The organism is Streptomyces sp. STR69 (assembly GCF_024519455.1).
Taxonomy (GTDB): Bacteria; Actinomycetota; Actinomycetes; order Streptomycetales; family Streptomycetaceae; genus Streptomyces.
This window is the reverse complement of sequence record NZ_JALJRY010000002.1, coordinates 181,258-207,955: the sequence shown is the minus strand read 5'-3', so window position 1 is coordinate 207,955 and position 26,698 is coordinate 181,258. Positions and strand designations below refer to the sequence as shown.

The 26,698-nt window shown below is 70.4% G+C and carries 28 protein-coding genes and 1 pseudogene; 17 read left to right on the top strand and 12 right to left on the bottom strand.

All coding sequences use genetic code 11. The annotated features are described in order from the left end of the window. Positions 1 to 13: 13 nt before the first annotated feature. The 3 genes from OC490_RS04640 to OC490_RS04630 form a co-directional block, all read right to left on the bottom strand. The gene (locus OC490_RS04640) at positions 14 to 1,198 is read right to left on the bottom strand and encodes a lysine N(6)-hydroxylase/L-ornithine N(5)-oxygenase family protein (protein WP_262056488.1); all 1,185 of its coding nucleotides are present in this window, start codon (positions 1,196 to 1,198) and stop codon (positions 14 to 16) included. A gap of 129 nt (positions 1,199 to 1,327) precedes the next feature. Next, a complete protein-coding gene (locus tag OC490_RS04635) occupies positions 1,328 to 1,957 on the bottom strand; it encodes a hypothetical protein (protein ID WP_262056487.1) in 630 nt (209 codons plus the stop codon). A 246-nt stretch (positions 1,958 to 2,203) separates the two neighbouring features. Further along, positions 2,204 to 2,653 (bottom strand): hypothetical protein, encoded by a 450-nt coding sequence (locus OC490_RS04630; protein ID WP_262056486.1) that lies wholly within the window; start codon positions 2,651 to 2,653, stop codon positions 2,204 to 2,206. Positions 2,654 to 3,236: 583 nt separating this feature from the next. Here OC490_RS04630 and OC490_RS04625 point away from each other — a divergent pair. The 6 genes from OC490_RS04625 (at position 3,237) to OC490_RS04600 (ending at position 8,692) form a co-directional block, all read left to right on the top strand. After that, positions 3,237 to 3,635 (top strand): hypothetical protein, encoded by a 399-nt coding sequence (locus tag OC490_RS04625; protein ID WP_262056485.1) that lies wholly within the window; start codon positions 3,237 to 3,239, stop codon positions 3,633 to 3,635. Between the two features lie 118 nt (positions 3,636 to 3,753). Beyond that, the gene (locus OC490_RS04620; protein ID WP_262056484.1) at positions 3,754 to 4,893 is read left to right on the top strand and encodes a PLP-dependent cysteine synthase family protein; all 1,140 of its coding nucleotides are present in this window, start codon (positions 3,754 to 3,756) and stop codon (positions 4,891 to 4,893) included. Continuing rightward, entirely contained in the window at positions 4,890 to 6,143 is a 1,254-nt protein-coding gene (locus OC490_RS04615; protein WP_262056483.1) for an MFS transporter, read from the top strand. Before OC490_RS04620 ends, OC490_RS04615 begins: the two co-directional genes overlap by 4 nt. A gap of 68 nt (positions 6,144 to 6,211) precedes the next feature. Next, positions 6,212 to 6,580, top strand: a complete 369-nt coding sequence (locus tag OC490_RS04610; protein ID WP_262056482.1) for a BlaI/MecI/CopY family transcriptional regulator — start codon at positions 6,212 to 6,214, stop codon at positions 6,578 to 6,580. Then, positions 6,577 to 7,488: a M56 family metallopeptidase gene (locus OC490_RS04605; RefSeq protein ID WP_262056481.1), complete on the top strand. Its 912-nt coding sequence runs from the start codon at positions 6,577 to 6,579 to the stop codon at positions 7,486 to 7,488. Before OC490_RS04610 ends, OC490_RS04605 begins: the two co-directional genes overlap by 4 nt. Before the next feature lie 178 nt (positions 7,489 to 7,666). Continuing rightward, positions 7,667 to 8,692: a C40 family peptidase gene (locus tag OC490_RS04600; RefSeq protein WP_262056480.1), complete on the top strand. Its 1,026-nt coding sequence runs from the start codon at positions 7,667 to 7,669 to the stop codon at positions 8,690 to 8,692. 440 nt (positions 8,693 to 9,132) lie between these two features. Here the strand turns inward: OC490_RS04600 and OC490_RS04595 are convergent, their stop codons facing one another. Then, positions 9,133 to 9,795 carry a class I SAM-dependent methyltransferase gene (locus OC490_RS04595; protein WP_262056479.1) on the bottom strand — a complete coding sequence of 221 codons (663 nt, stop codon included), beginning with the start codon at positions 9,793 to 9,795 and terminating at the stop codon, positions 9,133 to 9,135. A 90-nt stretch (positions 9,796 to 9,885) separates the two neighbouring features. On the opposite strand from OC490_RS04595, the gene OC490_RS04590 reads away from it, so the two are divergent. Beyond that, a complete protein-coding gene (locus OC490_RS04590) occupies positions 9,886 to 10,497 on the top strand; it encodes a TetR/AcrR family transcriptional regulator (RefSeq protein WP_262056478.1) in 612 nt (203 codons plus the stop codon). On the opposite strand, the gene OC490_RS04585 is transcribed toward OC490_RS04590, so the two are convergent. Then, complete coding sequence (locus tag OC490_RS04585; protein WP_262056477.1) at positions 10,490 to 10,762, bottom strand: DUF418 domain-containing protein; 273 nt, start codon at positions 10,760 to 10,762, stop codon at positions 10,490 to 10,492. The two genes, OC490_RS04590 and OC490_RS04585, sit on opposite strands and share 8 nt — an antisense overlap. A gap of 33 nt (positions 10,763 to 10,795) precedes the next feature. Between OC490_RS04585 and OC490_RS04580 the strand changes: the two are divergent. From OC490_RS04580 to OC490_RS04565, 4 genes and pseudogenes are all read left to right on the top strand, one after another. After that, positions 10,796 to 10,945 (top strand): annotated as a pseudogene (locus OC490_RS04580) (histidine kinase); the annotation flags it as partial. Positions 10,946 to 11,246: 301 nt separating this feature from the next. Beyond that, entirely contained in the window at positions 11,247 to 11,456 is a 210-nt protein-coding gene (locus OC490_RS04575) for an ANTAR domain-containing protein (RefSeq protein ID WP_262056476.1), read from the top strand. A gap of 59 nt (positions 11,457 to 11,515) precedes the next feature. Continuing rightward, positions 11,516 to 11,725, top strand: coding sequence for a hypothetical protein (locus tag OC490_RS04570; RefSeq protein ID WP_262056475.1), 210 nt, complete (start codon positions 11,516 to 11,518; stop codon positions 11,723 to 11,725). Positions 11,726 to 11,807: 82 nt separating this feature from the next. Then, entirely contained in the window at positions 11,808 to 12,668 is an 861-nt protein-coding gene (locus tag OC490_RS04565) for a SigB/SigF/SigG family RNA polymerase sigma factor (RefSeq protein ID WP_262056777.1), read from the top strand. A gap of 13 nt (positions 12,669 to 12,681) precedes the next feature. Here the strand turns inward: OC490_RS04565 and OC490_RS04560 are convergent, their stop codons facing one another. After that, positions 12,682 to 13,152 (bottom strand): ATP-binding protein, encoded by a 471-nt coding sequence (locus OC490_RS04560; protein WP_410098546.1) that lies wholly within the window; start codon positions 13,150 to 13,152, stop codon positions 12,682 to 12,684. Between the two features lie 80 nt (positions 13,153 to 13,232). Between OC490_RS04560 and OC490_RS04555 the strand changes: the two genes are divergently transcribed. Continuing rightward, entirely contained in the window at positions 13,233 to 13,493 is a 261-nt protein-coding gene (locus OC490_RS04555; protein WP_262056474.1) for an STAS domain-containing protein, read from the top strand. Here OC490_RS04555 and OC490_RS04550 read toward each other — a convergent pair. The 3 genes from OC490_RS04550 to OC490_RS04540 all read right to left on the bottom strand — a co-directional run bounded on the left by OC490_RS04550 (position 13,490) and on the right by OC490_RS04540 (position 15,503). Continuing rightward, positions 13,490 to 14,071, bottom strand: coding sequence for a LysE family translocator (locus OC490_RS04550; RefSeq protein WP_262056775.1), 582 nt, complete (start codon positions 14,069 to 14,071; stop codon positions 13,490 to 13,492). The genes OC490_RS04555 and OC490_RS04550 overlap by 4 nt on opposite strands. Before the next feature lie 91 nt (positions 14,072 to 14,162). Beyond that, the gene (locus OC490_RS04545; RefSeq protein ID WP_262056473.1) at positions 14,163 to 14,699 is read right to left on the bottom strand and encodes a DinB family protein; all 537 of its coding nucleotides are present in this window, start codon (positions 14,697 to 14,699) and stop codon (positions 14,163 to 14,165) included. Positions 14,700 to 14,960: 261 nt separating this feature from the next. Then, a complete protein-coding gene (locus OC490_RS04540) occupies positions 14,961 to 15,503 on the bottom strand; it encodes a MarR family winged helix-turn-helix transcriptional regulator (RefSeq protein WP_410098544.1) in 543 nt (180 codons plus the stop codon). Between the two features lie 52 nt (positions 15,504 to 15,555). Here OC490_RS04540 and OC490_RS04535 point away from each other — a divergent pair, with 52 nt between their 5' ends. Both OC490_RS04535 and OC490_RS04530 read left to right on the top strand, forming a co-directional pair. Then, entirely contained in the window at positions 15,556 to 16,479 is a 924-nt protein-coding gene (locus tag OC490_RS04535; protein WP_262056774.1) for a DMT family transporter, read from the top strand. A 51-nt stretch (positions 16,480 to 16,530) separates the two neighbouring features. Continuing rightward, on the top strand, positions 16,531 to 16,953 hold the full coding sequence (locus tag OC490_RS04530) for a hypothetical protein (protein WP_262056471.1): 423 nt from the start codon (positions 16,531 to 16,533) through the stop codon (positions 16,951 to 16,953). 18 nt (positions 16,954 to 16,971) lie between these two features. On the opposite strand, the gene OC490_RS04525 is transcribed toward OC490_RS04530, so the two are convergent. Genes OC490_RS04525 through OC490_RS04515 form a run of 3 tightly spaced genes read right to left on the bottom strand, consistent with a single transcriptional unit; the run spans position 16,972 to position 20,232 of the window. After that, positions 16,972 to 17,418 (bottom strand): HIT family protein, encoded by a 447-nt coding sequence (locus OC490_RS04525; RefSeq protein ID WP_262056470.1) that lies wholly within the window; start codon positions 17,416 to 17,418, stop codon positions 16,972 to 16,974. Between the two features lie 34 nt (positions 17,419 to 17,452). Next, complete coding sequence (locus OC490_RS04520; RefSeq protein WP_262056469.1) at positions 17,453 to 19,138, bottom strand: TIR domain-containing protein; 1,686 nt, start codon at positions 19,136 to 19,138, stop codon at positions 17,453 to 17,455. Continuing rightward, complete coding sequence (locus tag OC490_RS04515) at positions 19,135 to 20,232, bottom strand: toll/interleukin-1 receptor domain-containing protein (protein WP_262056468.1); 1,098 nt, start codon at positions 20,230 to 20,232, stop codon at positions 19,135 to 19,137. Before OC490_RS04515 ends, OC490_RS04520 begins: the two co-directional genes overlap by 4 nt. Positions 20,233 to 20,763: 531 nt before the next feature. Between OC490_RS04515 and OC490_RS04510 the strand changes: the two genes are divergently transcribed. Genes OC490_RS04510 through fxsT form a run of 3 tightly spaced genes read left to right on the top strand, consistent with a single transcriptional unit; the run spans position 20,764 to position 26,690 of the window. Further along, positions 20,764 to 21,972, top strand: coding sequence for an FxsB family cyclophane-forming radical SAM/SPASM peptide maturase (locus OC490_RS04510; protein WP_262056467.1), 1,209 nt, complete (start codon positions 20,764 to 20,766; stop codon positions 21,970 to 21,972). Next, positions 21,969 to 22,748 carry a hypothetical protein gene (locus OC490_RS04505; protein WP_262056466.1) on the top strand — a complete coding sequence of 260 codons (780 nt, stop codon included), beginning with the start codon at positions 21,969 to 21,971 and terminating at the stop codon, positions 22,746 to 22,748. Before OC490_RS04510 ends, OC490_RS04505 begins: the two co-directional genes overlap by 4 nt. A gap of 24 nt (positions 22,749 to 22,772) precedes the next feature. Then, positions 22,773 to 26,690 carry an FxSxx-COOH system tetratricopeptide repeat protein gene (fxsT, locus tag OC490_RS04500; protein ID WP_262056465.1) on the top strand — a complete coding sequence of 1,306 codons (3,918 nt, stop codon included), beginning with the start codon at positions 22,773 to 22,775 and terminating at the stop codon, positions 26,688 to 26,690. The last annotated feature ends 8 nt before the right edge of the window (positions 26,691 to 26,698 follow it).

Here is a 26,698-nt window from a genome sequence, read left to right as displayed (position 1 = left end):
ACCCCGCCACGTTCTACGCCACCGTGTGGCGTTGTGCGACGGCCGCTGCCAGCCGCGGTGCCGCGAACCGGGTGCCGCAGGTGAACCGCAGCAGCGGTCCGAAGGTGGCCGCCGCCTGAATTCCGGTGAAGTACAAGCCGGGAACCGACGACTGCAGTCCCGGGTCCAGGCGCGGGAACCCTCCGGTACGTGTCAACTGGGCGCGTAGTTCCGGGCTCAGGTAGTCCAGCGTGTCCAGGCGGACGCGATAGCCGGTGGCGGCCAGCACGTGGTCCGTCTCCAGCGTGTCCACCCTGCCCTGTCCGTCGCGGCTGGTCATCACGACCCGGTCGTCCTCACGCCGGGCGCCGGTGATGTGCCGGCCGAGCCGCACGGGTACGACCCCGTCGAGCCGCGGCTTGAGCCACCACGAACCGAACGGCCCCAGTACCCGCCGCACCAGGTGCAGCCGCGTGGACGCGGGCAGGAAACGGTAGGCCGCCGCCTGGTGGACGACGGCATACAGGCCCCAGGAGCGGCCCAGTGGGGTGTCCGGCTGCCAGTGCGGCGGCGGTGTGGGGCCTGCCCCGAACACCAACTTCTCTGTCCGGGCCAGCAGTTGGACGCGGGCGCCGGCTTCGTGCAGCAACGCCGCGCTCTCCTGCGCCGACTGTCCGGCGCCCACCACGACCACATCCCGGTCCGCGAACTTCCCGAGGTCAGGGTGGTGCGAACTGTGCGAGACGAGTCCCTGGGGGACGAGTCCGGCGAGCGGCTCCGGCACGTACGCGAAACCGTCCATGCCGCCGGCCGCCACCACGGCTGCGGCCCGCACTTCCTCCCCCGAGGCGAGCTTCAGCCGGAATCCGTCCGGTTGCCGGTCGACGGCCAGCACCCGCACGTCCTCCACCTCGGGCACCAACTCCCCGGCGAACCAGCGCCCGTACCGGACGAACATCTCGACCGGAACCTGGTCGTGGCCGCCCAGCCGCACCTCACCCGCCTGACGGGCGTAGTCGTCCAGCGTGAATCCCGGACTGGGAGCGGACAGGACGGAGGCGCTCGGCGGCGATTTCAGCAGCATGCCGGCCGGCATGTTCTCGGCCCAGCTCGCCATCGGCGAACCGAACACCCTGACGTGCAGGCCGCGCGCCTTGAGGTGCGCGGCGGTGGACAGGCCGTACGGGCCCGCCCCGATGACGACGACTGTGTTGGACATGAATTCCCCCCTGGCGCGGGGCACTTGGGCAGCCCGCGCTCCGGCATGGCAGGTCACAACCTCGGATGTGTTCCGTATGCCGCCGCACGTCGCAGGTACGGCGCACAGCGGTGCGCCGTACCGCTGTCGTCAGACCGTGAGCGGCGGGGCGGAGGGAGGAGGGCCGCGCCGGACGACCGCGCCCACGAGGAGAACCTGAACCGGAGGGCCGGGAGCCGGCCCGGGGCGCGGGCGTGGCCCCGCTGCGGCCCTGCTCAGGCCGAGGGGAGTGCGGACCGGCGTGAACAGCCTGCGCACCAGTTCGCGCAGGTGCTCCCATTCGCGCCCGGCCACGTACAGCACTCGTCGGCGGCTGGTATCGATGCCGTGCAGCAGTACCGCGCACAGCACGGTCAACGCGAGATGGGCGACCACCACGGGCCAGCCCGCGTGGACCGAGGTCGGCCACACGGCGTGCGCCGGAACGGTGACCGCGTCATCGGCCCGTACGAACCAGTAGCCCACGGCCACCTGGGCCCCGACCGCGAGCGTCAACTGCCGCACCAGCGGCTTGTCCTGACCCGCGCCAGGCAGCGCGACACCGAAGAGGAGACACGCGGCGAGAGCACGCACGCTCCACGAGGGGCTCGAATCGAACGCCAGATGATGGACGGTGACGGCAACCGCCGTACCCAGCAGGGAAAACAGTCCGGCCCGGACAGCCGCCACCGGCACCACACGCGGCACCCAGCCGCGGTGGCACAGACGGGACACACGCACCGAACCCCCCATGACCCACCCATCATGGGGCGAGTGCCCTGCCCGTGTCACCTGTGCGCGGTTGGATGGTCACGGGCTTGGAGAAGGTGAGGGTGCGCCGACGCCGCCGAGCAGGACAGTGAGCACGGTACCCAGCAGGATCAGCACGGTCAGTGGCGTCCCGGCGCGGCGAGATGCCTGGGGCAAGGGGCAAGGGGCAAGCGTCCGGATCGACGGGTGTACGCGGAGGACGCAGACGGAGCGCCGTTACGACGCGCTCGGGGCCGCCGTCGGGCCCATGCCCTGCAGCTGTCGGATGGTGCCGCCGAGCCTGGGCCGGAACTTCTCCAGCAACTCGGGTTGCGCGCTGACGATCCAGCGTGAGCCGACCAGGTACTTGCCCCCGTACATGGCGGCGCTCTCAAGCCAGGTCTCCTTGTAACTCTCCTCGGGGAAGGTGGTGATGAGGTAGTCGACCTTCTTCGTGTGGCACAGGCCCTGGCGCAGTTCCTCCGCGTCGATGCGGATCTTGGGCTTGCAGCCGGTCAGGTTGGCGATCACCTCGACCTTGGCGGGTGCCACGACCCCGGCCTGGGGAGCGGCCGTCACGGCAGTCGTCGCCCGCTTGCGCTCCGCGGCGGCCTCGTCCTCGCCTCCGCTGCACGCCGTGGCCAGTGGGAGCAGGGCCAGACCACCGACCAGCGCGGCGCCACGCACCAGACGGGAAGTGATCGGAGCGCGTCCGGTACGTCCGCCACGTCCGCTTGGCTGCTGCTGAAGCACGGGCCGCTCCGTCTCTGCGAATCCGCGCCCGCCTGCCGGAACCGGCGGGCAGGCATGCGACAAGGGGTACGGGTGAACGCTGATGACTGTTCACCCGGCATGAGACCGGCCGTGGGGCGGTGTACTGGTCCGCCCGGGTTCAGCTCGACGGGCCGCTCCGTGGGGAGGGCCTCCAGGGAATCCAGGTCCACGGGTCCAGCCGTGTCGAGGGAGCTGCCGCATCCAGGTCTCCTGACGCTCTCTCCGCCAGAGAAATCCCGGGAAGGCCGTTCACGGCTCTGCGGAAGCGGCAATCAGAGGCCGGCTTCACCCGAATCGGTGATCGTCCGGACTGAATATGCGCGCGCTGCGGCCCTCTTCGCTCCCCGGGCGGCGCACGGCGTTCAGCACGCTGGAGCGACGCAGGCGTGCCTCCGACCCGCAGCCCGCGCGCCCCTTCTCGCCCGAACCCGACGCGCATGATCAATTACGGTTCGTGTTCATGAGGGCTCGGTCGGAACATCGCCGCAGCCGTCCCGTGTCACGGACCGGGACGGCGCTCGTGGTGCTGCTGGCCGCCCTGGTACACCTGCTCGCGTGCGCCCACGGCCCGACCCCGACGGGCGTGAGCCGGGCCGATGCCATCCTGAGCGCCCCGGTGTCCTGCGGGCAGCCCGCGGGTTCGACCGAGGATCGGGCCGTGCAGCAGAGCGATCCCACCGGCGGGGACCCGTCCCATTGCTGCGGCATCGACGAGCCCACCGTCCAGCCGCCGCGCGACATCGCCCCGGCCGCCGCCGCGGTGCCCCACGCCGTTCCGGCCGAGCGGGCCGCCGCACCGCTCCTCGCCGTCCGGGCGGCCCTGTTGCCTGATCCGGAACGCGACGCGATCCCCCAGGGGCAGTCGCAAGCCCGTCTTGGCGTGTGGAGGACCTGAGCGACCGCTGAGCCGTGCCCGCACCCGCGCGGAAACGGCCACCGATCCGTCCAGCCCCCTTTCACTCCACAGAACGGCCGAACGTCCTTCACGACGTCGGCCGCGGGAGAAGCGCGCCATGACACACCTCACCCCTGTCACCGTTCCCGCCTCACCGGCCCAACTGCTCACCGACGCCAGACGCCCGACGCACAACCCTGCCGGGCTCGTCGGCAACACCCCCGTGCTGTGGATCGGCGAACCCTTCACCCCCGCCGGCCGCGGCTTCTGGGCCAAGCTCGAAGGCCACAATCCCGGCGGCATCAAGGACCGCACCGCGCTCCACATGGTGCGTGCGGCGCGCGAACGCGGGCAGTTGCTGCCCGGCGCCCGGATCGTCGAGTCCACCTCCGGCACCCTCGGCCTCGGCCTGGCCCTGTCCGGGGCCGTGTTCGGCCACCCGGTCACAGTCGTCACCGATCCCGGCATGGAACCGCTGATGACCGGCCTGCTCACCGCCTACGGCGCCGAAGTCCAGCTGGTCGACACCCCGCACCCGACCGGCGGCTGGCAGGAGGCCCGCACGCAGCGCGTCCAGGAACTCCTGGCCGTACACCCCGGCGCCTGGTGCCCCGACCAGTACAACAACCCCGACAACGTGGTCGCCTACCGCCCGCTCGCCCACGAACTCGTCGCCCAGCTCGGCCGGATCGACACCCTCGTCGTCAGTGTCGGCACCGGCGGTCACTCCGCAGGCATCGCCTCCGTACTCCGGGAGTTCTTCCCCCACCTGCGTGTGGTCGGCGTCGACACCACGGGCTCGACGATCTTCGGCCAGCCCGCCGCCACCCGTCTCATGCGCGGCCTGGGCAGCAGCATCCACCCCCGCAACGTCGCCTACGACCTCTTCGACGAGGTCCACTGGGTCGCTGCCCCCGAAGCCGTGTGGGCCGCCCGGCACCTCGCCCGCAACCACTACGCCACCGGCGGCTGGAGCGTCGGCGCCGTCGCCCTGGTCGCCCGCTGGCTGGCCCGTGCCCTGCCCGCCGAGAACCGGATCGTCACCGTCTTCCCCGACGGACCCCAGCGGTACGTCGGCACGGTCTTCGACGACCCGTACTGCCGCGCACACGACCTCCTCGGCCATCTCCCCGCCGACGCCCCCGACGAGATCGACGACCCCGCCGACCGCGTCGTCACCCGCTGGACCCGCTGCGCCCGGGTCTCCGACCCCCTCGCCGCAGCCGCCGGGCACCCGCTGACGGGAGCCGCCCGATGAAGCACCTGTGGAAGCAGACCCGCTCCTTCCCGCCCACCGTCCGGCTGCTGATGGCCAACCAGTTCGCCATCAACCTCGCCTTCTACATGCTCATGCCCTACCTCGCCGCCCACCTGTCCGGCGGGCTCGGCCTCGCGGCCTGGGCGGTCGGACTCGTCCTGGGCGTACGCAACTTCTCCCAGCAGGGCATGTTCCTCATCGGCGGCACCATCGCCGACCGCTTCGGCTACAAGGCCCCGATCATGGTGGGCTGCCTCCTGCGCACCGTCGGCTTCGGCCTGCTCGGCTGGGTCGACAACCTGCCCACCCTCATCGCCGCCTCGGCGGCCACCGGTTTCGCGGGCGCCCTGTTCAACCCGGCTGTCCGCGCCTACCTCGCCGCCGAGTCCGGCGAACGCCGCGTGGACGCCTTCGCCACGTTCAACGTCTACTACCAGGCAGGCATGCTGCTCGGCCCGCTCGTCGGACTCGCCCTGCTGGCCGCCGACTTCAGGCTGGTCTGCACGGTCGCCGCAACCGTCTTCGCCGTCCTGACCGTGCTGCAGGGACGCGCCCTGCCCGCGCGCCGGGGCGAGAGCGCCGCCGCCGAGTCGGACAACGTACTGGCCCAGTGGCGCACGGTCGTGGCCAACCGGCCCTTCCTGCTCTTCGCCACCGCGATGACCGGCTCGTACGTCCTGACCTTCCAGGTCTACCTGGCACTGCCGCTGGCCGCCGACAACGCCCTTGGTTCCAAGGGGACTTGGGCGACGAGCGGACTGTTCGTCGTCTCGGCCGCCGTCGCCGTCGCCGGACAGCTCGGGCTCACCGGCTGGGCGAAGCGACGGTGGACCCCCGCACAGGCGCTGGTGCGCGGGCTGGCCGCGATGGGGCTGGCCTTCGTACCGCTCGCCCTCACCCCGCCCGGCGCCCCCGCCGCCGTGCTCACCACCCTCGTCACGGCGGTGGCACTGCTCGCGGCCGGCAGCGCCGTCGTCTACCCCTTCGAGATGGACACCGTCGTCACGCTCTCCGGCAACCGCCTCGTCGCCACCCACTACGGCCTCTACAACACCGTCTCCGGCCTCGGCATCACCCTCGGCAACCTCGCCACCGGCGCCCTGTGGGACTTCGCGACGCGGCACGACGCCCTCTGGCTGGCCTGGTGCACCCTGACCGTGACCGGACTCCTGTGCGCCGCATCCGTCGCCACGCTCGCCCGCAGTGGCCGCCTGGCCCTGCCGGAACAGCCGCAGCTCGTTCCCGTCTGACGAAACGGGTGCCAAGTCCGGCTGTCTACTATGGCCTTGCGTATTCGGTGGTGAGAGGGGGCACGTCCATGCGGCGGCTGGGAAATCTCGAAGCGGAGATCATGGATCGCCTCTGGACGTGGAGCCGTCCCGCCACCGTGCGCGAGGTCGTCGACGACCTCAACAAGACCCGCCCCGTCGCCTACACCACGGTGATGACCGTCACCAACATCCTCCACTCCAAGGGCTGGCTGCTGCGTGACAAGCAGGGCCGGGCCTGGCTGTACACGCCGGTCCGCAGCCGCGAGGCGTATGCCGCCGCGCTGATGGAGAACGGCCTGGGCGAGAGCAAGGACCGCTCGGCCGCGTTGGTCCACTTCGTCGAGAGCATGTCGGAGGACGAGGTCGCCGCTCTGCGCGAGGCGCTGCGGGGCGTGGAACGACAGGCGAAGGGATGAACGCGGCCCCCGTCCTGGTCGGTTACACGGCCTTCGTGGGTTTCGTGGCTCCGCGCATCCTCCTGCGGTCCGCCTGGCCGCACCGCGCCCCGGTCCTCGGGCTGGCGGTCTGGTACGCCCTGATGGCCTCGTTCTCGATCGGAGCGGCGCTGTCCGGCTACAACCTGGCCATGCCGGCCGAGCATCTGGACGCGGGGCTGGTGGGTCTGCTGCACGCCTGCGGATTCACCGCGGAGGCGGGACGGCCCGGCCACGGCGCCGCGCATCCGCTCGCCGTCGCACTGCCCGCCGCCGTCGCAATCGCCCTCGCCGCGAGCTTCTCCTTCCACGTCGTACGAGCCCACCAAGCGCGGGCACGTCACCGGAAGGCAGTGGACCTGGTGGGCCACCGCTCGGCCCGCCTCGGCGTCACCGTCCTGCCGTACGACGTCCCGGCCGCGTACTGCCTGCCGGGTCGCCGCCCCCGGATCGTGCTCAGTGACGCGGCCGTTCGCGTGCTCACCTCCGAGCAGCTCGGTGCCGTACTGGAGCACGAGCGGGCTCACATCACCGGCCGCCACCACCTGGCCCTGGCAGCCGGCCAGGCGTTCCACTCGGTGCTCCGCCGACTGCCGTTGGCCCACCACGCCCGGGAACAGACCGCGCTCCTCCTGGAGATGGTCGCGGACGACCGTGCTCTGCACAGCCACTCCGACGAGGCGCTGGCCACCGCGATGTACGAAATGGCAGCAGCACACGCCCCGAAGGGCGCCCTCGCCGCAGGCGGGCACACGGTGCTCATCCGGCTGCGGCGGATCCTCGGCCCGCGCAGTGCTCCGCACCCCGTCCTGTGCGGAGCCGTGGCCGCCGCGGCCCTGGCCGTGCCACTGCTGCCGCTGCTGGTCGCCTGCCCGCCCATCCTCGGCTGACATCGCGAACGGCCTGTTCCCCGCGGGCCCTTGGGATTCGGATTCACTTGCAACACGAACTACCAAGCTACTAAGTTCTATCCGACTTGACCGTCCATTGACCGTCCGTTGACCGGTTTCCGCCCGACGGCCGCAGTCCGTCGCTGGGTCCGCAGACGCACAGAGGAGTCACCCCACGATGGGAACGCACCGCCGGCCGAAGCCGCCCAGCCGCGCCCGGATAGCCACCCTCGGCATGGCCGCCGGTGCGGTGAGCCTCCTGCCGACGCAGAGCCAGGCGGCACCCAAGCCCTCGGTGGACGACGTGCGCAAGCAGGTCGAGCAGCTCTACGAGGAGGCCGAAGCCCCCACCGAGGAGTACAACGGCGTCCTGGAGAAGCAGAAGAAGCTCCAGGCCGAGGCGGACAGCGCCCAGGACCGGCTGGCCCGCAAACAGCAGGAGATCAACGAACTGCGCGAGATCATGGGCCCGTTGGCAGCGGCGCAGTACCGCACCGGCGGCATCGACCCGACCGTGCAGCTCTTCCTCTCCAGCGATCCGGACGACTATCTGGAGAAGGCCGAGGTCCTCGGCCGCACGGGCGACCGGCAGGCCGACTCCCTGCGCGCGCTGGGGAACAAGCAACGGGAACTGCTCCAGGAACGCGCGGACGCCACGGAGCGGCTGAAGTCCCTTCAAGAGGCGCGGGCGAAGGCCAAGGAGAAGAAGGACGAGGTCCAGGCCAAACTCACCAAGGCGCGCAAGCTCCTGAACAGTCTCACCGCCGCCCAGCGCGCCGAAATGGCCACCGCCCAGCAGCGCGAGGACACCGCAGCCGGCAGCAGCGACGCACCGACCACCTACAACGGCCCGGCCAGTGGACGCGCCAGGACCGCCATCGACTTCGCGTACGCCCAGCTCGGCAAACCCTACGAGTGGGGCTCGACCGGCCCCGACTCCTTCGACTGCTCAGGGCTGGTGGGGGCGGCCTGGCGCTCGGCGGGCGTCTCGCTGCCCCGCACCGTCAAGCAGATGTACGACGCCGGCCGCAAGGTGTCCCAGTCGGACCTGCAGCCAGGCGACATCATCTACTGGTACAACGACAGTCAGCACAACGGCATGTACATCGGCAACGGCAAGGCCATCCACGCCCCGCGCACCGGCAAGAACATCGAGATCACCCAGGTGAGCTACATGCCGTTCTATGCCGCGAGCAGGCCGTAAGCGCCAACGGTGAGACCGAGCGTCGGTTCGGACAGCAGGCGCGCTCGACGGTGACTTCAGCAGCATGGCCGCGGGCATGCCCTCGGCCCGGCCGGCCATCCGCGAGCCGAACACCCATTACCCCCGGGCGGCAGCCCGGTCGGGCCGCCCGCGAGTGTGGTCTGCCGGATGGTTCGTGCGGGAACGTGCGCATCGCCGCCCAGCCGTCCACGGCTGTTCAGGCAGTGGTGAGCACGCCGAAAGGGGGCCTCGGAGTACGACACAGTGGGGCGGAGCACGGGCTCGCGTGGCGAGGCGTGGAGCGGTCCGCCAGAGCCGCCCGGGGCAGCCCCGCCATCCGCACCGGGGCCGGTACACCACCAGAACGACACAGGCGGGACATATGGGTTGAAGTCACCACGGCCCACCACACACCATGAGGCGTGGCCGGCACCCTGCCACTACCGCGTCCGCGTCGCCCGCACGTACGACAGCCAGGGTCGTACATCGCCGTGCCCGCCGACCTCGAAGCCCGCGTCCGCGATGAGACCGCCGAGCAGGTCCACGCGGTTGTGCGCCATGGCATGGCCCGCGCCACCGTGCACCAGTCGACGACCCAGCCGGCTCTTCGGCGGCCGGAACTCGACGACCAGCAGCCGTCCGCCGGGCCGCAGGACGCGGTGCATCTCGCGCAGCGCCGCGGGACGGAGTTCCTCGGGCAGGTGATGCAGCATCAGGCTGGTGACGACGGCGTCGAAGGAGCCGTCCGGCAGATCGAGGGATTCGGCGATGCCTTCCTGGTAGGCGCAGGGGGCGCTGCCGGCGCGTTGCTTCTTGCGGCGGGCGTAGTCCAGGACCGGCGGCGAGGGGTCCACTCCGGTCACCGCACCGTCCGCGCCGACCCGGGCTGCCATGCGCCGGCTCAGGTAGCCGGTGCCGCAGCCGACATCCAGGACGCGGTCGCCCGGTTCGGCGCCGCTGAGTTCGGCGAGGCGGGTGAAGGCGCGGTTGCGGCGGCCGACGAAACAGACGTCGCCGAACAGTTCGTAGGCGCGAGGGGTCGCGATGGTCACGCCGGGCGTGTCCGCGTGCGGCTTGCCCTGCATGAGGCGTCCGAGGTTCATGACCCTCCTCCATAACTTAGTCATGACTAAGTACCGACTCCAACTTAGTCGCGACTAAGAAATGCCGCAAGAGCGCCTACCATGGCTGTCGTGACCGAGTCCCGCCCCCGCACGCGCCTTCCAGCCGCCGAGCGGCGTGCGTCGATCCTCTCCGCGGCCACGGAGGTCTTCTCCGAGACGGGCTACCAGCGCGGCAAGGTCTCCGACATCGCCAAGAAGGTCGGGGTCACCGAGCCGGTGGTGTTCCAGAACTTCGGCTCCAAGTCCGCGCTCTACCGGGCGGCCCTCGACCACGCCACCGACGCGGTCTCCACGCTCCTGCACCAGGCCGCCGACTCGGGCCGCCCGGTTCCCGAAGTGCTGGCCGCCTTCCTGGATCCCGCCCACATGGACCGGTTCCACCAGCCCGGCTCCCACGGCTTCCTCTTCGCCGACGCCACCGCCCTGGCCCACGACCAGGAGCTCGGCGAGGCCCTCCGCCAGGTCCACCAGCACTTCGCCGACACGCTCGCCGAGCTGCTGAGCCGTGGCCAGTCGGCCGGCAATGTACGCGACGACGTCGACCCGCACACCGCTGCCTGGTGGCTCATCTCTCTCCTCGCGGGGCGTTCCTTCCGCGCGGCCGTCGTCCCGGACCGGGACGACGTCGAGGCAGATCTGACGAGGATGGCGCTGCGGGCACTGCTGCCGGAAGCTACTTGATGTGGCGCGCGGGCCGGGTGGCTGCGTGCAGTCGGTGCTCCAGGGGCCCGCGCCTGAAGTGACGGGTCCACACGGTGGCCAGCAGCAGGGCGGCGGCGATGAAGGCGAGCAGCACCGGCAGCCCGGACATCGTCTCGTCCTCGACGGCGGCCATGTGCCAGGCATCGGTCAGGAGCCAGAGGGCGACGATGTGCAGGACGTAGACGGTCAGGGCCATCGTGCCGACCGCGGAGACGGGTGCCAGCGACCGGGTGAGGCGGGGCATCCGGTCGGCGACCGTCAGGCACAGGGCGAGTACCTCACGGCGCAGACGGTGTTGGCGAAGGAACGCGCCCAGCTCGCCCGCGAGATGCACGATGTCGTCTCCCACCAGGTCAGCCTCATCGCCGTGACCGCCGGAGCACTCCAGGTCGGTAACCCGGACGCGGAGGCGAGAGCGGCCGGGGCCATCGCCTCCGGCCCGACGACCGACGGCGGCTACGAACTCCGCCTGGAACTACCCAGCCGGCAACTCCCCCTGACCTCGACACATTCGAATGCGCCTCCCGGCCATGCACCTGTTTCACTGACCACCCCTTGTGACCGTGGGAAACCCAAGCGGCGGGACTGGTTCCGAGCACTCGTCCTGAGATCTCCTGCGATCGAGTGTGCCGACCTGCGGGAGCCGCGCTCCCCGGGCGCCACCCCGGAGCAATGATCAGCACGGAGAGTAGCGAGTTTCCCTTGCGGAACGGCGAAACGGGTGGGCCGTGTTGACCACCCGCCACGTCATAAGGAAAGCCATGGGCATCGCCATGGAGCGATATCACCTCGCCGAGGGCGGGGCATTCGCGGCACTTCGCGATCCCTCCCAAAAACGCAACGTCAAGCTCCGGTCGACGGTCGATCACTCAGCGGGTGTGCAAGAGCGGCATACGCGGCCAGTAATACCCCGGCCACTGAGGCGTCTGATCGGATGATTTCGGGGCACTCGACGGCCAAGTGGGCGCAAAGCCCTCACCACACACCAGGAGCGACGATGAACAAGCACGAGCACCCGCCGCCCACACCTCCGTCGCAGGCTCCCGGGGAGAGCGGCGACCCGGAGGCCCGGGACGAAGCAGAGGAGGCGGTTCTTCCCCGCACACCGGACGACGAGGCCCAGGAGGCTTCCGCGTCGGGCGACGCCGAGCGGCGTCCCTCCGAGCAGAGCACGCAGGCCGCCCCGTCGGATGAATCGGACGAATAGCGCACCCGAACATACATCCGGCCGGAGGGGGCAGAAGAGGCCTGTCCTGCTTTCCACCTGAGGCGGCACCGTGACCCTTTCCGTGAATGCCCGCCGAGCGACCGACGCCGCGACCGCGCAAACCCCCGAGGTGACCGACGACCTGCCGTGGATCGAGGACGCCGGCAAGGTCGCCCCCAAGGACGCGCGCTTACTGTCCAAGCTGTTCCTGGACCGGCTCCGGGTCCTGGAGGAGGGCACCCACGAGTACCAGTACGCGCGCAACACGCTCATCGAGATGAACCTGTCGTTGGTGCGCTTCGCCGCCCGCCGCTTCCGCAACCGCGGCAACGGCGACATGGAGGACGTCGTCCAGGTCGGCACGATCGGCCTGATCAAGGCCATCGACCGCTTCGACCTGACGCGCGAGGTCGAGTTCACCTCCTTCGCGATCCCCTACATCGTCGGCGAGATCAAGCGGTTCTTCCGCGACACCACCTGGGCCGTCCACGTTCCGCGCCGCCTCCAGGAACTCCGGGTCGCCCTCGCCAAGAGCAAGGAGACGCTCACCACCGAACTGGGCCGCACCCCCACGGTGAAGGAACTCGCCGCCCACCTGGACCTGACCGACGACGAGGTCATCGACGGCCTCATCGCCGCGAACGGGTATGTCGCGGGCTCCATCGACACCCCGGGTGGCGAGGCCGAGACCGACGACGGCGCGCCGAAGTACGCGGACATCATGGGCGACACGGACCCCGCGCTGGAACTCTTCGAGGATCTCCACACGCTCGGCCCGCTGCTCCAGCGGCTCGACGAGCGGGAACGGGCCATCATCGAGATGCGCTTCGGCCAGGAGCTGACCCAGGCCGAGATCGGCCGCGAACTGCACGTCTCCCAGATGCACGTCTCCCGTCTCCTCTCCCGCACCCTCACCAAACTCCGCAGCGGACTGCTGACCTGATGAGCCGCGGATCTCACGAAGTGCCGGGCGGAGGGTCGGTACGGCGGTCGCCCAGGGCGATGCGGGCGGTGACGCTCTTGCCGGTCGGTTCGAGGCGGACCTGGAACGCCTGGACGACGGCCATGACGATCTCCAGTCCGTGCTGACCGACTCGGCGCGGATCCACCGGGCGGGCGACGAGCTGGACACGCGCGGTGTCCCGTACGGTCACCTCCACCGCGTCGTCCGTGATGCGCAGTTCCATCCGCAGCGGGCCGGGGGCGTGTCGGCGAGCGTTGGTGACCAGTTCGCTGACCACCAGTCGCGTGAGGTCCACGGCCCGGGCGGAGACGGCCACACCGTGGTCCGCCCCGGCACGGCGGAGAAATTCCGTCGCGAGGTCACGCGCTTCGCCGATGGAGGTGCCGTCGCCGCTCAGAGCGACAGCAGTGGTCATGGGGCGGGTGCTCGGCTCGTCTTCGTCGTCACCGTCGGCAGGCTCCACTCGGTGTCACCTTCGTTCCCGTTGTCCGCCGACGCCTACCCTGCACGGCGTACCTCATGTTCTCCCTCCTCGAATTGATCATGACGGTGACAGACGTACGCCCGCCCCACCCCGACCGTCTGACGGTCGGTCGCCTCATCGTCGACGGTGTACGGATCGTCGCTCTGCGCGGTGAACTCGACCACGCGGCACGCGACTTCGTCGAGGAGGCGCTGAAGCCGCGAGTCGCTGACATGCCGCCACGGACCGTCGTCGATCTCACCGACCTGACGTTCATGGACTCCAGCGGCATCAACGCGCTGATCTCCGCCCACCGTGCGGCCGTTGGGACTCAGGGCTAGCTGCGCGCGGCCGGTACCCGGCCGGCCGTGCTGCGGGTGATCCGGATCGTAGGTATCGACGCCCTCATCTCCTGCCACCCCACCGTGTGCCAGTTGCTGACGGCCGGCGAGGCCAAGACCCGGTTCTGGACCGACGTCAGCCACGAACTGCGCACTCCGGTCAGCTCCTTGGTCGCGCTCTCCACCCTGCTGCCACCGTCACCGCCACCCTGCGCTACGCCCGTGCCCGCCAACGCGCCGAACGGCTCGCCCGGGGTCTCATCGCCCTGAACACGGCGACGCTGGACGTCTACAGCGCCGTGGGCTTGCTCGTCCGCCGAGCGGCGCCAGGAGGTCCACAGCAGCCTGCCTCCCATCCACATGAGGTACGCGGCCCCGGCCCAGCGGAGTACTTCGTAGGCGAGGTGGGAGGCGGTCAGGAGTGCGGTCACACCGAGCGAGGTGAGCACGCCCCAGATCAGCGTGCCGCTCTGGATGCCGAGGACCACGCCCCAGGCACGACGGCGGTGGCCGAGGCCGGCGGTGCGCAGGATGAGCGCGGTGTCCAGGCCGGGAGTGACGGTGAGCAGTCCGACCATCAGAGAGAAGGTCCACAAGGCGTCTATGGCGATCACGAACGACGACCCTAGGCCGCGCGACCTCCACTTTTCTGCCCGACATCGGGCAGGGTCACTCGCCGGTGGTGCCGTCGATGGCCTCGCGGAGGAGATCCGCGTGGCCGACGTGGCGGGCGTACTCCTCGATCACGTGCTCAAGGACGAACCGCACGTCGGTGTCACCGAATTCCGGGTTCGGCACGATGCGCGCGAGGTCGACGGTCACGCCCGCGAACACCTGCCGCGACTCCTCGCATGCGTTGAGGTAGTCCTCGTAGACCTGCCTGGCCGGCGTCGCGTCCGACTCGTCGTACCACTCACCGCCGTCGGTCGTGACGTAGGTCCGATAGGGGAAGAAGCCGGGCGTCGTGCCGGCCAACGTCCGCTGGAACCAGGCACGTTCGACCCCCTGCAGATGGCGCATGAGCCCCAGCAGGGTCAACTCCGAGGACCCCAGGGGGCGTAGCCGCAGTTGTGCGTCCGAGAGGCCCTCGCACTTCCACAGGAAGGTCGCCCGGTGGTAGTCGAGATTCGAGGCGATCACCTCCAACCACGGGCCCGATACGGTGCGTTCGGGCCTGACGATCTGCTGGACGACGAAGTCGCTCACGCTGGGGTCTCCCTGCTGGGCATCGGGCTCGGCCGAGTTCGACGTGCCCACAGAAGACCTCTCTTCGTATCGGAACTCATCGCTGGACGAACCCGTGAGGACACGGCACCGGCGACCGCCGCCCTCGACGTACGCATCACCGGACACACGATCACGCGGTGGCCGCGCGCAGGGCACAGCGTGAATGCCGCCGTCGGGGCGGTCGGAGTTTGCCCCCGAGACCTGAGAACGGGCTCGTCGCAGCGAGCCCGCCCCCGCCGCTCACCCACCCCCCGCCGAACGCGAACTCCCCTCCGAACGCGGATCCTCCACGCGGGAGAGCCACGTGGTGAGCAGCCCTTCCAGCGCCTCCGCCTCGCCTGGCGTCAGCAGGTTCAGCAGGCGGTGTTCATTTCGGATGTGGTCGGTGAACGCCCGGTCGATCAGTTCGTGTCCGGGGCGGGTGAGGGCGACGATCCGGCCGCGCTGGTCGTCGTCGGAGCGGCGGCGGGTGACGAGTCCGGCTCGCTCCAAGCGGTCGATTCGTTTCGTCATCGCGCCGGTGGTGACCATGGTGTGGGCGGCGAGTTCGCCGGGCGCCCGTTCGTAGGGCTCGCCAGCGCGGCGCAGTGCGCACAGGACGTCGAACTCTCCCTCGCCGAGTCCGTAGCGCCCGTAGACGAGGTTGAGTTCCTCCGTCAGTTGGCCGGCCAGGCGGTGCAGGCGGCCGATCACGCCCTGCGGGGTGACGTCGAGGTCGGGGCGCTCTCGGCGCCAGTCGGCCTGGATGCGCGCTACGCGGTCCGGCGGGTGGGGGGCGTCCATGGACAGCATGATAGCTTCCCAGGAAGGTATAGTATCTTCCATGGAAGCCAATATGCGATGGGTGACACTGACCGCCGTCGCACCGGTGGCCTGGGGCGCCAACTACTACGTCACCCATGAGTTCCTGCCGCCCGACAGCCCGCTCTACGGCGCGGCCCTACGAGCCCTGCCCGCCGGCCTCGTCCTGCTCGCCCTGTGCCGCCAACGACCGCGCGGCGCATGGTGGTGGCGTTCCGCGGTGCTCGGACTGCTCAACGTGAGCGTGTTCTTCGTCCTCGTCTACGCCGCCTCCCAGCTGCTCCCGACGAGCATCGCCTCGACCGTCATGGCGGTGTCCCCGCTGGCGATGATGCTCATCGCCTGGGCCCTGGTGTCCGAGCGGCCCGGCCGCGCGCACCTGGCCGGCGCGGCGATCGGGCTCGGCGGTGTCTGTCTCATGCTGTTCACGGGGGCGGGCGGGGTGAGCGTGCCGGGAGTCCTCGCCTCGGCCGCGGCCATGCTCGTGTCGGCCTTCGGCCACATCCTGACCAAACGGTGGAACACCACGGGTACCGACGTACTCGCCTCGACCGCCTGGCAGCTCACCGCCGGAGGGCTGTTCCTCCTGCCGGTCGCCGCGGCCGTGGAGGGCCCGCCGCCCGCGCTCTCCCCCTCGGCGCTCCTCGCGTTCGGCTACGTCACCCTCGTCGCCACCGCGCTGGCCTTCGCGGCCTGGTTCACCGGGCTGCGGCACCTGCCCTCCGGAACGGTGGGCCTGATCGGACTGCTCAACCCCGTCACCGGCGTACTGCTCGGCACGGTGGTCGCCGGAGAGGTCCTGACGGTCCGTCAACTGTGCGGACTGGCACTGGTCCTGGCCGGAGTCGTCCTGGGCCGCCCCACCCGCGCGGGCCGCCGCGGCACCGGCCGGACACCGACCCACCCCGTACCCGACGAACGTCCCGTCCACGAGTCCGTCGCCCCAGACCCCCGATGAGGGCCGGGTGAGTAAGCTCCTTTACAGACGAGTTGACACTGTGGGGGGCAAATGTCGGCGGAGAATCGCTTACGGCTGGACGACAACCGGATCAGGCATCTGGAGCTGATCCAGACGATCGTGGCCCGGATGGGAAACAACTCGTTCCTGATCAAGGGCTGGTCGCTGACGGTCACCGGCGCACTGCTCGCCTACGCCGTCGGGAACGGCAAGAGCTCGGTCGCGCTGGTGAGTTTCGTCCCGGTCCTGGCCTTCTGGCTCCTCGACGCCTACTTCCTGTACCAGGAGCGGCTGTTCCGGCGCCTGTACGACCGGGTGCGCCGCCCCGAGAATCCGGTAGAGCCCTTCGCGATGAACGTGGCACCCGGTCAGGAGAGCGCGGGCGTACTGAAGGCCGCCGTCTCTCCCACCCTCGCCTTCTTCTACGGGGGCCTGGCCCTGGGCCAGGCATTCGCGCTGGTCTTCGTGCTGTGATTGCCGTCCGGTGCCGCCTCAGTGCCGCCCCGCGGTCAGCGCACTGCGCAGTCTCCGCGCGGAGTCGTCGAGCAGTGCCGGATCCTCCTCGACCTTCGCGGGCCACAGATACGGCATCCGGTCGCCCTGGTAACGCGGGATCACATGGACGTGCAGGTGGAACACCGACTGCGTGGCGACGGCCCCGGACGACTGGATGACGTTCAGCCCCTCGGGGCGGTGGGCGGCCCGCACCGCGTGGGCCGCCCGGAGCACCGCCGTGCCGACGGCTGCCGCCGTCTCCTCGTCGAGTTCCCAGATGTCCGCGACATGACGCCGGGGCACGACCAGAACATGCCCGGGGTGCACCGGTCGCACGGGCAGGAACGTCAGCGTCTCGGCGGTTTCGGCGACGACGCGGGCCGATTCGGTGCCGGCGGCGATACCGCAGAAGACACAGTCGGCGCCGTGATGATCCACTCTCATGGGTCGACAATAGGCCCGTGGGCGGGCGCACCTCTCAGCGGACGCCGTCGTCGGCGTCGGGAAACGCCAGCGGAAGGTCCATCACCAGATCCTGAGCGAGGTGCGGCAGGTGAACGCCCCCTTCGTCGACCATGGACCGGGCGAGTTCGGACACGTACTCCATGAGCTCGTCCTCCCTGTGAGAGGCCATCAACTCGAAGACGTCGCCCTGGTATTCCCCCGGCGCACGGTGCTGGAAGCGCTCGAAGTCCTTCGGCAGCGTCCACCATCTCTCGGGTCTGACCCAGAACACCGGCATGATCGCGACAGGTTCCCGACCCAGATCGGCGTCCGCGCTCTCGATGCGCCGCATCATGACGGCCCACTCGCGCCGGCACCACGGGCTGGTGAAGTAGTCCTTGGTGATCAGGGGAACCAGCACCCTCGTGGTGCGGATCGCCTCGATCAGCCGCGGCTCCCACTGCGCCCCGCGCCTCGTGTTCCGGTCGAGGAAGCCGTCACTCAACTCCCGTTCCCCGCGCCTGACTTCGACCTGTTGCTGCAGCAGGTTGTGGAAGCGCAGCACCTCCTTGGCGTACACCTCGCGGTTGAACCAGCTGGTGAAGAAGAAGCAGGTGGCCGTTCCGGTGGCCGCCGTCACCGACGGCGTCTGCGGGACGCCCTGCCAGCCCCGCACCAGTTCCTCGACGATGCGACTCACGTTGTTGGCCGGGTCCCGGCCCGAGCCCGCCCTCTTGGTCTCCATCGTCACCGTCTCGGCGATCGCCCGCAGAAAGTCGGGCCTCTCCTGCTCGAACGCGAGGTCCAGCAGCAGGTCCACGCGGTCCTCCATGGACAGGCCGGTGGTCACCTCGTCGTCCAGGAGGATGCCCGTCCGTTCCCGCAGGGCCTCGATCCAGCGCTGATAGCTCCCGGAGTTCCAGCACACCGCCGACCGCAGGAGGTTGGTCCACAGGCTCGTGCGGTCACTGTCGGAGACCTCCGCCCGGAGCTGTCCCGGAATCCCGGGCGACCGGGAAGCCGCCTCGGCCGGTGCGGGCGCCATGCGGGCTATCTCGGTCAGGGTGACGAACTGTTCCGCGGTGATGATGCCGCCGCGGATGGCCTGGCCCGCGCGCACGATCTGCCCCGGGTGCCCGTCGAAGACGTCCGCCAGCCGGTCGGCCTGCGTCTGGTCGAGCGCGGTCACCGCCTGGATGAGCTCGATCGAGCCCGCCCGGGTCAGCGGGCCGACGCACAGCCGGGCCCGGGTGTCCCAGGTGCCGGTGGCGCGCGAGGTGACCAGGATGCGCGCGTTGCCCTCCGGGAAGTGCCGCCGGACCTCGTCGGGTTGCACCACGTTGTTGTAGAAGTAGAGCCAGTTGGCCGCGGTGGGGCCGGCCAGCGGCTCGCCCCGCGTCCGTTCGTACTCCTCCCGCAGCCGCCGCGACTCCTGTTCGAGGCGGTCCGCCAACCGCGCCGGGTCCCGCTCCCCGCCGCAGTCGAACATCCACATCACCTCGTAGTGCCGGGTGTAGCGATGGCCGTAGGTGATGGCGAGTTGCGAGGTGCCGTAGCCGTGCGGGCGGTCCTTCGGGTCGTGCACCAGCACGGCGCCGTGGTCCGCGAGGAGCTCATGGGCCTGCTCGACCTCTTCGTCCCGGCCGACGAAGGGTGCCGCGGGCGGCGGGAGGTTGGTGATCGAGGGAAGTTGCCGGGGCGAGCGTCTCTGCGGGCTCACCGGCCGCTCCCGCGGTCCTCCGACCGCTGTGGTGGCTCGGGCAGCAGCTCGCCGATCAACTCCTCGGTCTCCAGGAGATCCGCCCCGGCCAGTACGACGACCTGCGCGTCGCGGACGAGCAGGGGCCGCGGAGTCGCGTCGATCTGGACCAGGACGTCGGGTGAGGCCCTGTCGCGCGATTCGACGAACACCTCCGCCCAGTCGGTGGGGCTCGTGTCCCCGGCGGCGAAGTAGTTGCGCGAGAAGATGACCACCAGGCGCTCGGCCTCGTCCCGCGCCTGGGCGACCGCGTCCCGGAGGTCTTCGCGGCCGGCCCGCCAGCGGCGCTGTCTGACCTCGTAACCCCGTTGCTCCAGCACTTCCTTCATCCAGTCGGCCCACGGCTGGTCCGCGCCCACATAGCTGATGGCGACGGAGCGCGGGCCGCGGGCCTGGATGCCAGTGTCCTCGGGCTCCTCATCGGCGGGCAGCGCCTCCTCCGGCACCTCGGCCGCATCCGCCGACTCGCGGTCCTGGGACAGGCCCTCGCTGCCGAACTCCGGGCTCAGCTCCCGCGCGTCCGGTGCGTCCAGCGGCTCCAGGTCCGTACGCCCGGCCTCGGCGATGGTTTTGGCCAATTGTTCGACGAGCGCGTAATAGCGCGCCTCGTCCTCCGACTCCGACGAGGCGGCCAACGACTCCAGTCCGTACTGCCGCAGCCAGTCGAAGGCTCCCGGAATCTCCACCGACTTCCGTACGGCCTCCGGTACTTCGTCGCCGGTGACGGGCTTCCAGCACAACGGGATCAGACAGCCGCGGGCCGGTACTCCGCGGGTGTCCTCGTGGTGCCGCATCCGGGACCGGAAGACGGACCATTCGAGACCCGCGCCGCGGTCCCTGAAATACCGCGGGGAGTACAGCGCGATCATCACCCCGGCCCTGGTCACATCGCCCTCACGGGCGGACTCGGGTTCCATCAGCGCGCCGAGGACGCCACTGACACCGAACCCCTCCTGGATCCGCAGCTGGTACTCCAGGTCGGTGTGGAAACGTGTCAGCGCACGCCAGCCGTCGGCTCGTACACAACTCGTATAGAAGAAAGCGGCTGGATCCACGCGCTCCTCACAAGCTACCGCCGGCGGTCCGGCAGGACGGACATTCGCGCAGACTCGGTCACGACAGATGGCCGATCGGTCGGCGGCGGCTCCTCGGAGGCCGGTTCACCATCCCTCAACATTCCCGAGGATAGGCTTACTTGGTCCCGCTCGGTACACTCTCAGGTGTCTGGTGGGAGCGTTCGGTAAGCGCGCCGAGGCATTCACAAGCGGGGGAGCGAGCGGCCCGAGGATTCACGAGTCCCGGACTGTAGCAGGAACCACACACCTCTCCTGACACCTCGTCCGCTTGTCCGAACCATGCTGGTCGGACTCCGTGCGTCGCGGAGCCGGGACAGTCGGGGGGAGCCTGCGCTATGGGACGTGAGGCGGCACAACACACGGCACACGGTTCGACGTTGTCCGCGGACAGTCCCTCCCATGCCCCGCCCGACGCCCTCGAACTGTGCCGTCTCCCCCGGAGCGCACTCGTCGAGGCGCTGCTGCGCAACGTCGGCCGAGGATCCGGCCCCGAGCGGCCGAGGTGGGAAAGTGCGGTGTGAGACCGCACGCCTCGCCGTCCCGCCGCCCCCCGAACCGGCCGCGGTCTTCACCCAGTTCGTCGTCAAGCTGTACAGCCGCTGCAACTTCGGCTGCCCCGACTGCTATGTGTACGAGCACCGTGACCAGAGCTGGACCACCCAGCCGCTGGTCATGAGCCCTGCCGTGATGAGGCAGTTGTCCGGCAGAATCACCGAGCACCTGCGCCGGCACCGCCCGGCACGGGCGCAGGTCATCCTGCACGGGGGCGAACCCTTACTGGCGGGGCCCTCGACCATCGAACACTTCGCCCGCCGGCTGCGCGCCGACTGCGACCAACTGGCGACCCGGGTCGACCTGTTGGTGCAGACGAACGCCTCACTGCTCGACCGTGACTTCCTGGAGGTCTTCCGCCGCTACGGCGTCACGGTCGGCGTCAGCACCGACGGCACCGCCGCGTCCCACGACCGGCGCCGTCCCGACCGGGCCGGCCGGGGCACGTACACCGAGGTGGCCCGCGCGCTCGCGCTGCTCCGCACGCCACGCTACCGACCGCTCTACGGCGGGCTGTTGTGCGTCGTGGACATCGAGGCCGATCCGGTGGCGACGTACGAGGCGCTGCTGGAGCACGAACCGCCCTCCATCGATCTGCTGCTGCCGCATGCCACCTGGCAGTTCCCGCCGCCGAGGCCGCCGGACGCGGGCGGCGCGCCGTACGGGCGCTGGCTCGCCGCGGTGTTCGACCGCTGGTTCGACGCCGTACGGCGCGAGACCTCGCTGCGGCTCTTCGACTCCCTGCTCGATCTGCAGCTGGGCGGTACCAGCACCAGTGAGATGTGGGGCCCGTACGGGTCGGACGTCGTCGTGATCCAGCCGTCCGGGCTGATCGAGTACAACGACATCCTCAAGACGGTCGGTTCCGGGGCGGCCCGGTCCGTACTGCACATCGGGGCCCACGACTTCGACCGCGCGGCGGCCGATCCGGGGTTCGCCGCGGAGCGTGCCGGGCTGGCCGGACTCTGCCGGCAGTGCCGGTCCTGTCCCGTCGTCGACATCTGCGGCGGTGGTCTGCGCGCCCATCGGCACCGGCCGGACAACGGCTTCGACAATCCGTCGTGCTACTGCGCCGACCTCCGCTTCCTGATCGACCATGTGCGGGACCGGCTGGCGAACGGTGTCACCACGTTGCACGCGCGTCTGGACCGGGGGGCGATCCCATGACCGCGCAGGCCGGTTCAGGTGCTCCGTACTACTACATCAGTCACGCCCTGCCCGTACCCGGCGACCCCTGGCTGCGGACCTTCCACGCCGATCTCCAGAGCACCATCTACCGGCAGCTGGGCTCCGCCCCGGCCTACACGGGTCTGCTCCCGGAGCCCTCCCGCGGCGCCTTCGAGCCGGAGGGCTGGGGCTGGACGCCGGCCATGCGCTGCCGGACGCTGGTCGTCCTGCTCACCGAGCACTACTACAGAGAGCCCGGCGCGCTCCGTGACCTCGCGGTGTTCCGGCGACGGCTGCTGTGGGAGCAGCACCAGACCGGGGAACGCTCGCCCGCTCTGGTGCCGGTCCTGTGGAACACCAAGGGGCTGCCGCCCCGTCAGGATCCCGACACGCTGAGAGTGCCGGTCGGCGACTACACGGCGTCGGGTCTCGTCGGGCTGGTGGGTGCCTCGCACGCCCGCGGCGGATATCTGAAGGTGCTGCGCGCGGTGGTGGAACGGATCCTCACCGGTGCCCGTCACTCGCCCCCCGTGATGACTCCCGAGGACCTCTACTACTCACTGTCCCCAGGTGTACCGGAAATGCCGCGAATTCCGCTCTCAACCGATTGCTTCCCTGATAGGCACTTCGCGCCGCTCCGGGTACCGTTGCAGCCTACGCACCCCGTACCACCGTCCCACCGCCCTGAACCGGGGTGGGAGGCATCCACCCGCAGATCCTGGTTCTCCCACCCGGGGAACGACGAGCGGCCGATCCTCCGGGGACCTCACAGCTGACGCACCGAAGTTGGAGCGACATCGATGAGCAGCGCCGAGCCGTCGGGTTCCGCACGTGGTCGGAACCGGGCGACGGTCGTCACCTTCTACTCGTACAAGGGCGGGGTCGGGCGCACCATGGCGCTGGCCAATGTCGCCTGGTTGCTGGCCGACGCGGGACATCGTGTCCTCGTCGTCGACTGGGACCTGGAGTCGCCCGGGCTGCATCTCTTCCTGCGCCCGTTTCTGCGCGACCCCGAACTGCGCGAGTCGACGGGCGTCGTGGAGATGGTCCAGGACTACGGCAAGGCCGTGGAGGCGCTCGCCGGCCGGGAACTCCCCGCGGCGGAGGCCGAGTTCCGGCTGACGGAACTGCTGGAGCGCCACACCCAGGTGGGCAACCACACCGACTCGCTCGCGTACCGGTTCACCCATGCCGAGGGCCGTATCGACTTCCTCGGTCCCGGCCTCCAGGACAGCCTCTACAGCGAGCGCGTCGCGGCCTTCGAATGGGCCCGCTTCTACAAGGACCAGGCGGGCCGGCGCTTCGCGGAGGCGCTCCGGGAGAGCCTCCACTCCGACGACTACGACTACGTGCTCATCGACAGCCGTACCGGCCACTCGGACAACGCGAGCCTGTGCACGCTGGTCCTGCCCGACGTCGTCGTCATCGGCTTCAACCTCAGCAACCAGTCCATCGAGGGCTCCGCCGCCGTCGCCCGGCAGGTGCGGGAGCAGTCCGACGGCCGGATCAGGATCCTGCCGGTGCCGATGCGGGTCGACGTCTCCTACCAGGAGCGGGTCGAACGCCGTCGGTCACGGGCCCGGGACCAGTTCGAGGGCGTCGTGGGCCCGATCCTGTTCGGCGGCGAGGAGCAGTACTGGCGCGAGGTCGAGGTCGGGCACCTGTCGAGCTTCGCGTACGAGGAAGTCCTCATCCCCATCGCCCTCAAGGACTACGAGCCGTCACTGCAGAAGCAGGCCTACGAACGACTCGCCCAGGAGATCAGCGGGAACTCCGGGCTGCGCTTCGCGCCCATCGCGGCGGCCGACCGCGAGCGTTACATCGAGGCCTTCGCCGAGGTGCCGGCGTCCCCCCGGGTCGTACGACTGGTGTTCGAACCGCAGGACCGGCAGTGGGCGGACTGGATCCGCGCCGAGCTCATCGCGAACGGGGTGCCCTGCGAATTCGATCGCGGATCGGGTGACGGGGCGGCCCACGGTGACGCACCGGGCACCTTCCTCGTCCTCATGTCGTCGGCCATGCTCTGCTCTCCCCAACTCACCGCACTGGGGCGGCACATGCCGAAGGGCGGCGGGCTCACCAACCGGGCGAAGGTCGATGTGGCCTGGCTCGACGACGTCGAGGTCCAGCCGCCGTTCCGGGGCCGGCCGGGCCCCAAGCTGTACACGCTGGAGGAGGAGCCCGCCCGCACCGCCCTGCTGACGCATTTCCTGCCCGCCGACCGGCGCCCCCGCAGCTGGGCGGACCGCTGCGGGCGCGGGCCGCGCTTCCCGGGCCGTAACCCCCGGGAGTGGCACGGCCTGCGCCAGCGCCACGGCGAGTTCCTGGGCCGGGAGATCTATCTGCGGCAGCTGCGGAACGCGCTGCCGCCCGGCCAGGCGGCGCAGCCGGTGGTGCTGCACGGACCGGCCGGGGTGGGCAAGCGGACCTTCGCCCTGGAGTACCTGGACCGTTTCAAGGCGGACTACGACGTCGTGTGGTGGATGCCGGCCAACAGCACCGACCGCGTCGAGCGCGAACTCGTCCTGCTGAGCGAGCGGCTCGGCGCCGCCCGCCGCTCCTCCCCCCGCGCCATCGAGGCGCTGCGCGAACTGCTGGAGGGCCGGCACACCGGGACCGAACGACTGCTCCTCGTCTACGACGGCGTCCTGCACCCCGACGCGATCGCGAGCCTGCTCATCACCAGCCCGCAGGCACATGTCCTGATCACGTCCGAGTACCCGGACTGGGGCGCGCTGGCCCGAAGGATCGACATCGAGCCGCCGACCCCGGACGAGGCGGTACGGTACCTGCGCCGCAAAGCCCCTCAATTGACGCCCCAACTCGCCGAGGAGCTGGTGGGGTTGGGCGAGACGCTGCCCCAGATGCTGGACCAGATGGCCGCGTACCTGGGCAGCACCGCGCGCCCGGTGGAGGAGGCGGTGGCCGAGCTCGTCGAGGGGATCAGGACCCGTCAGGACATCGGCCTGGGGAACAGGCTGGCGGTGTGGCAGAGCGTCGTCGAGGACCTGGGCAAGGAGCGTCCGGCCTCGCTCGACCTGCTGAAGATGCTGACGGTGCTGTCGCCGGAGGGCGTCGGCTGGGAGCTGTTGGAGTCGCCGGCCGCCCTGGAGTTCCTGGGGCTGCCCGAGGGCGCGGACGGCAGGGTGCAGCTCGGCTTCGCCGCCCAGGGGCTCGTCAGCCGGTCCCAGGCCCGCCGCGGCCAGAACGGGAGGCGGCTGACGGCACCCCGGATGCACCTGGAGTCGCAGCGCGGCGACCTGTCGCCCCAGGAGGCGGCGGAGATCGCGTCCGGTGTCCGCCGTGTCCTCGCGGCGTACTCGCCTCCGGACGAACGCGTCGACGACCAGAAGATGGACCCGCTGTACGCGGAGCTGGACACCCATGTCGAGCCCTCGCGGGCGGCGGAGGACAGCGACCCGGAAGTGCGCCGCTGGCTGGTCAACCAGGTGCGCTACCGGCGCCGTACACAGTGTCTGGCGTCCGCGTTCACCCTGGCCCAGCGGCTGGAGGAGGCGTGGACCCGCGGGTCGTCCACCGACGACCCGGCGGCCCGGCTGCTCCTGCTGCGACTGCGGGTGGAGCTGGCCAACATCCACACCGACGCGGGACGGTTCCCGGACGCCAACCGGGTCAACGACGCGGCGCTGGAGGAACTGCGCAGGCTGCAGGGGCTCGACGGCCCGTTCACCCTGCGCAGCGCGCTGGGCCGGGGTGGTGAGCTGCGTGCCCTGGGCCGCCCGCAGGACGCGCTCGCCGAGGACCAGTCCACCCGGGAGGTGCTGCGCTCCAAGTACGGCCCCGACAACCACTTCACCCTGATGGCGGCCAGCAACCTCGGGCTGTCCCTGGCCATGCTGGGCCTTCCGAACGACTCCCTGGAACAGCACAAGGACGTCCACGAGCGCCGGGTGCGGGTCCTCGGCGAGCACCATCCGCTGACCCTGCGCTCCTCCGTGCACGTGGGCAGCCGGCTGCGTGAAGTCGGCCTGTGCGAGGCGTCGTTGAGCCGGCTGCAGGAGATCTACCGGCTGACGAAGGACCACGAGGAGTTCGGCCCGTCCGACCTGACGACCCTGCGCACGGCCTGCGCGCTGGCCTCGACGCTGCGGCACATCGCCGCGCTCTCCCCCGGCCTGCCGGCCGAGGCCCGGCAGGGCAAGACCGAGTCCGCCCGCAAGTGCGACGTGCAGGCGGCGGAGGGTTTCGAGTCCTACGGCGGCGCCGGGCACCCCGAGGCGCTCTCGGCGCGGGTGGGGCAGGCCGCCGATCTGCGGATGCTGGGCCGGACCGCCGAGGCGAGGGTGCTGGCGGAGCAGAACCTCGCGGCGTACCGGACGTGGGGAGAGGACCATCTCTTCGCCCGGATCTGCGAGGTGAACCTGGCGCTGTGCCTGCGCGACGCCGAGGACGAGACCGCCGCCGAGGTCAGTGAGCGCGGGCTGCGCGGCCTGCGCGAGCTCCTGTCGGTCGACCCGCAGCATCCGCTGGTCCTCACGGCGGCCCTCTGCCACGCCAACCTGCTTGTCTTCGCGGGCGATTCGCGAGCGGCCCGGGAACTCGACGAGCAGACGTATGCGGGGCTGATGGCGAAGTTCGGCCCCGACCATCCCCTGACGCTGACGGTGGCCGCACATCTGGGGCTGCGGGAGGACGGCACGGGCCGGGCGGGTCCGGACAACCGGATCGGCATCGAGTTGGACATCCCCAAGATCTGAGCGAACAG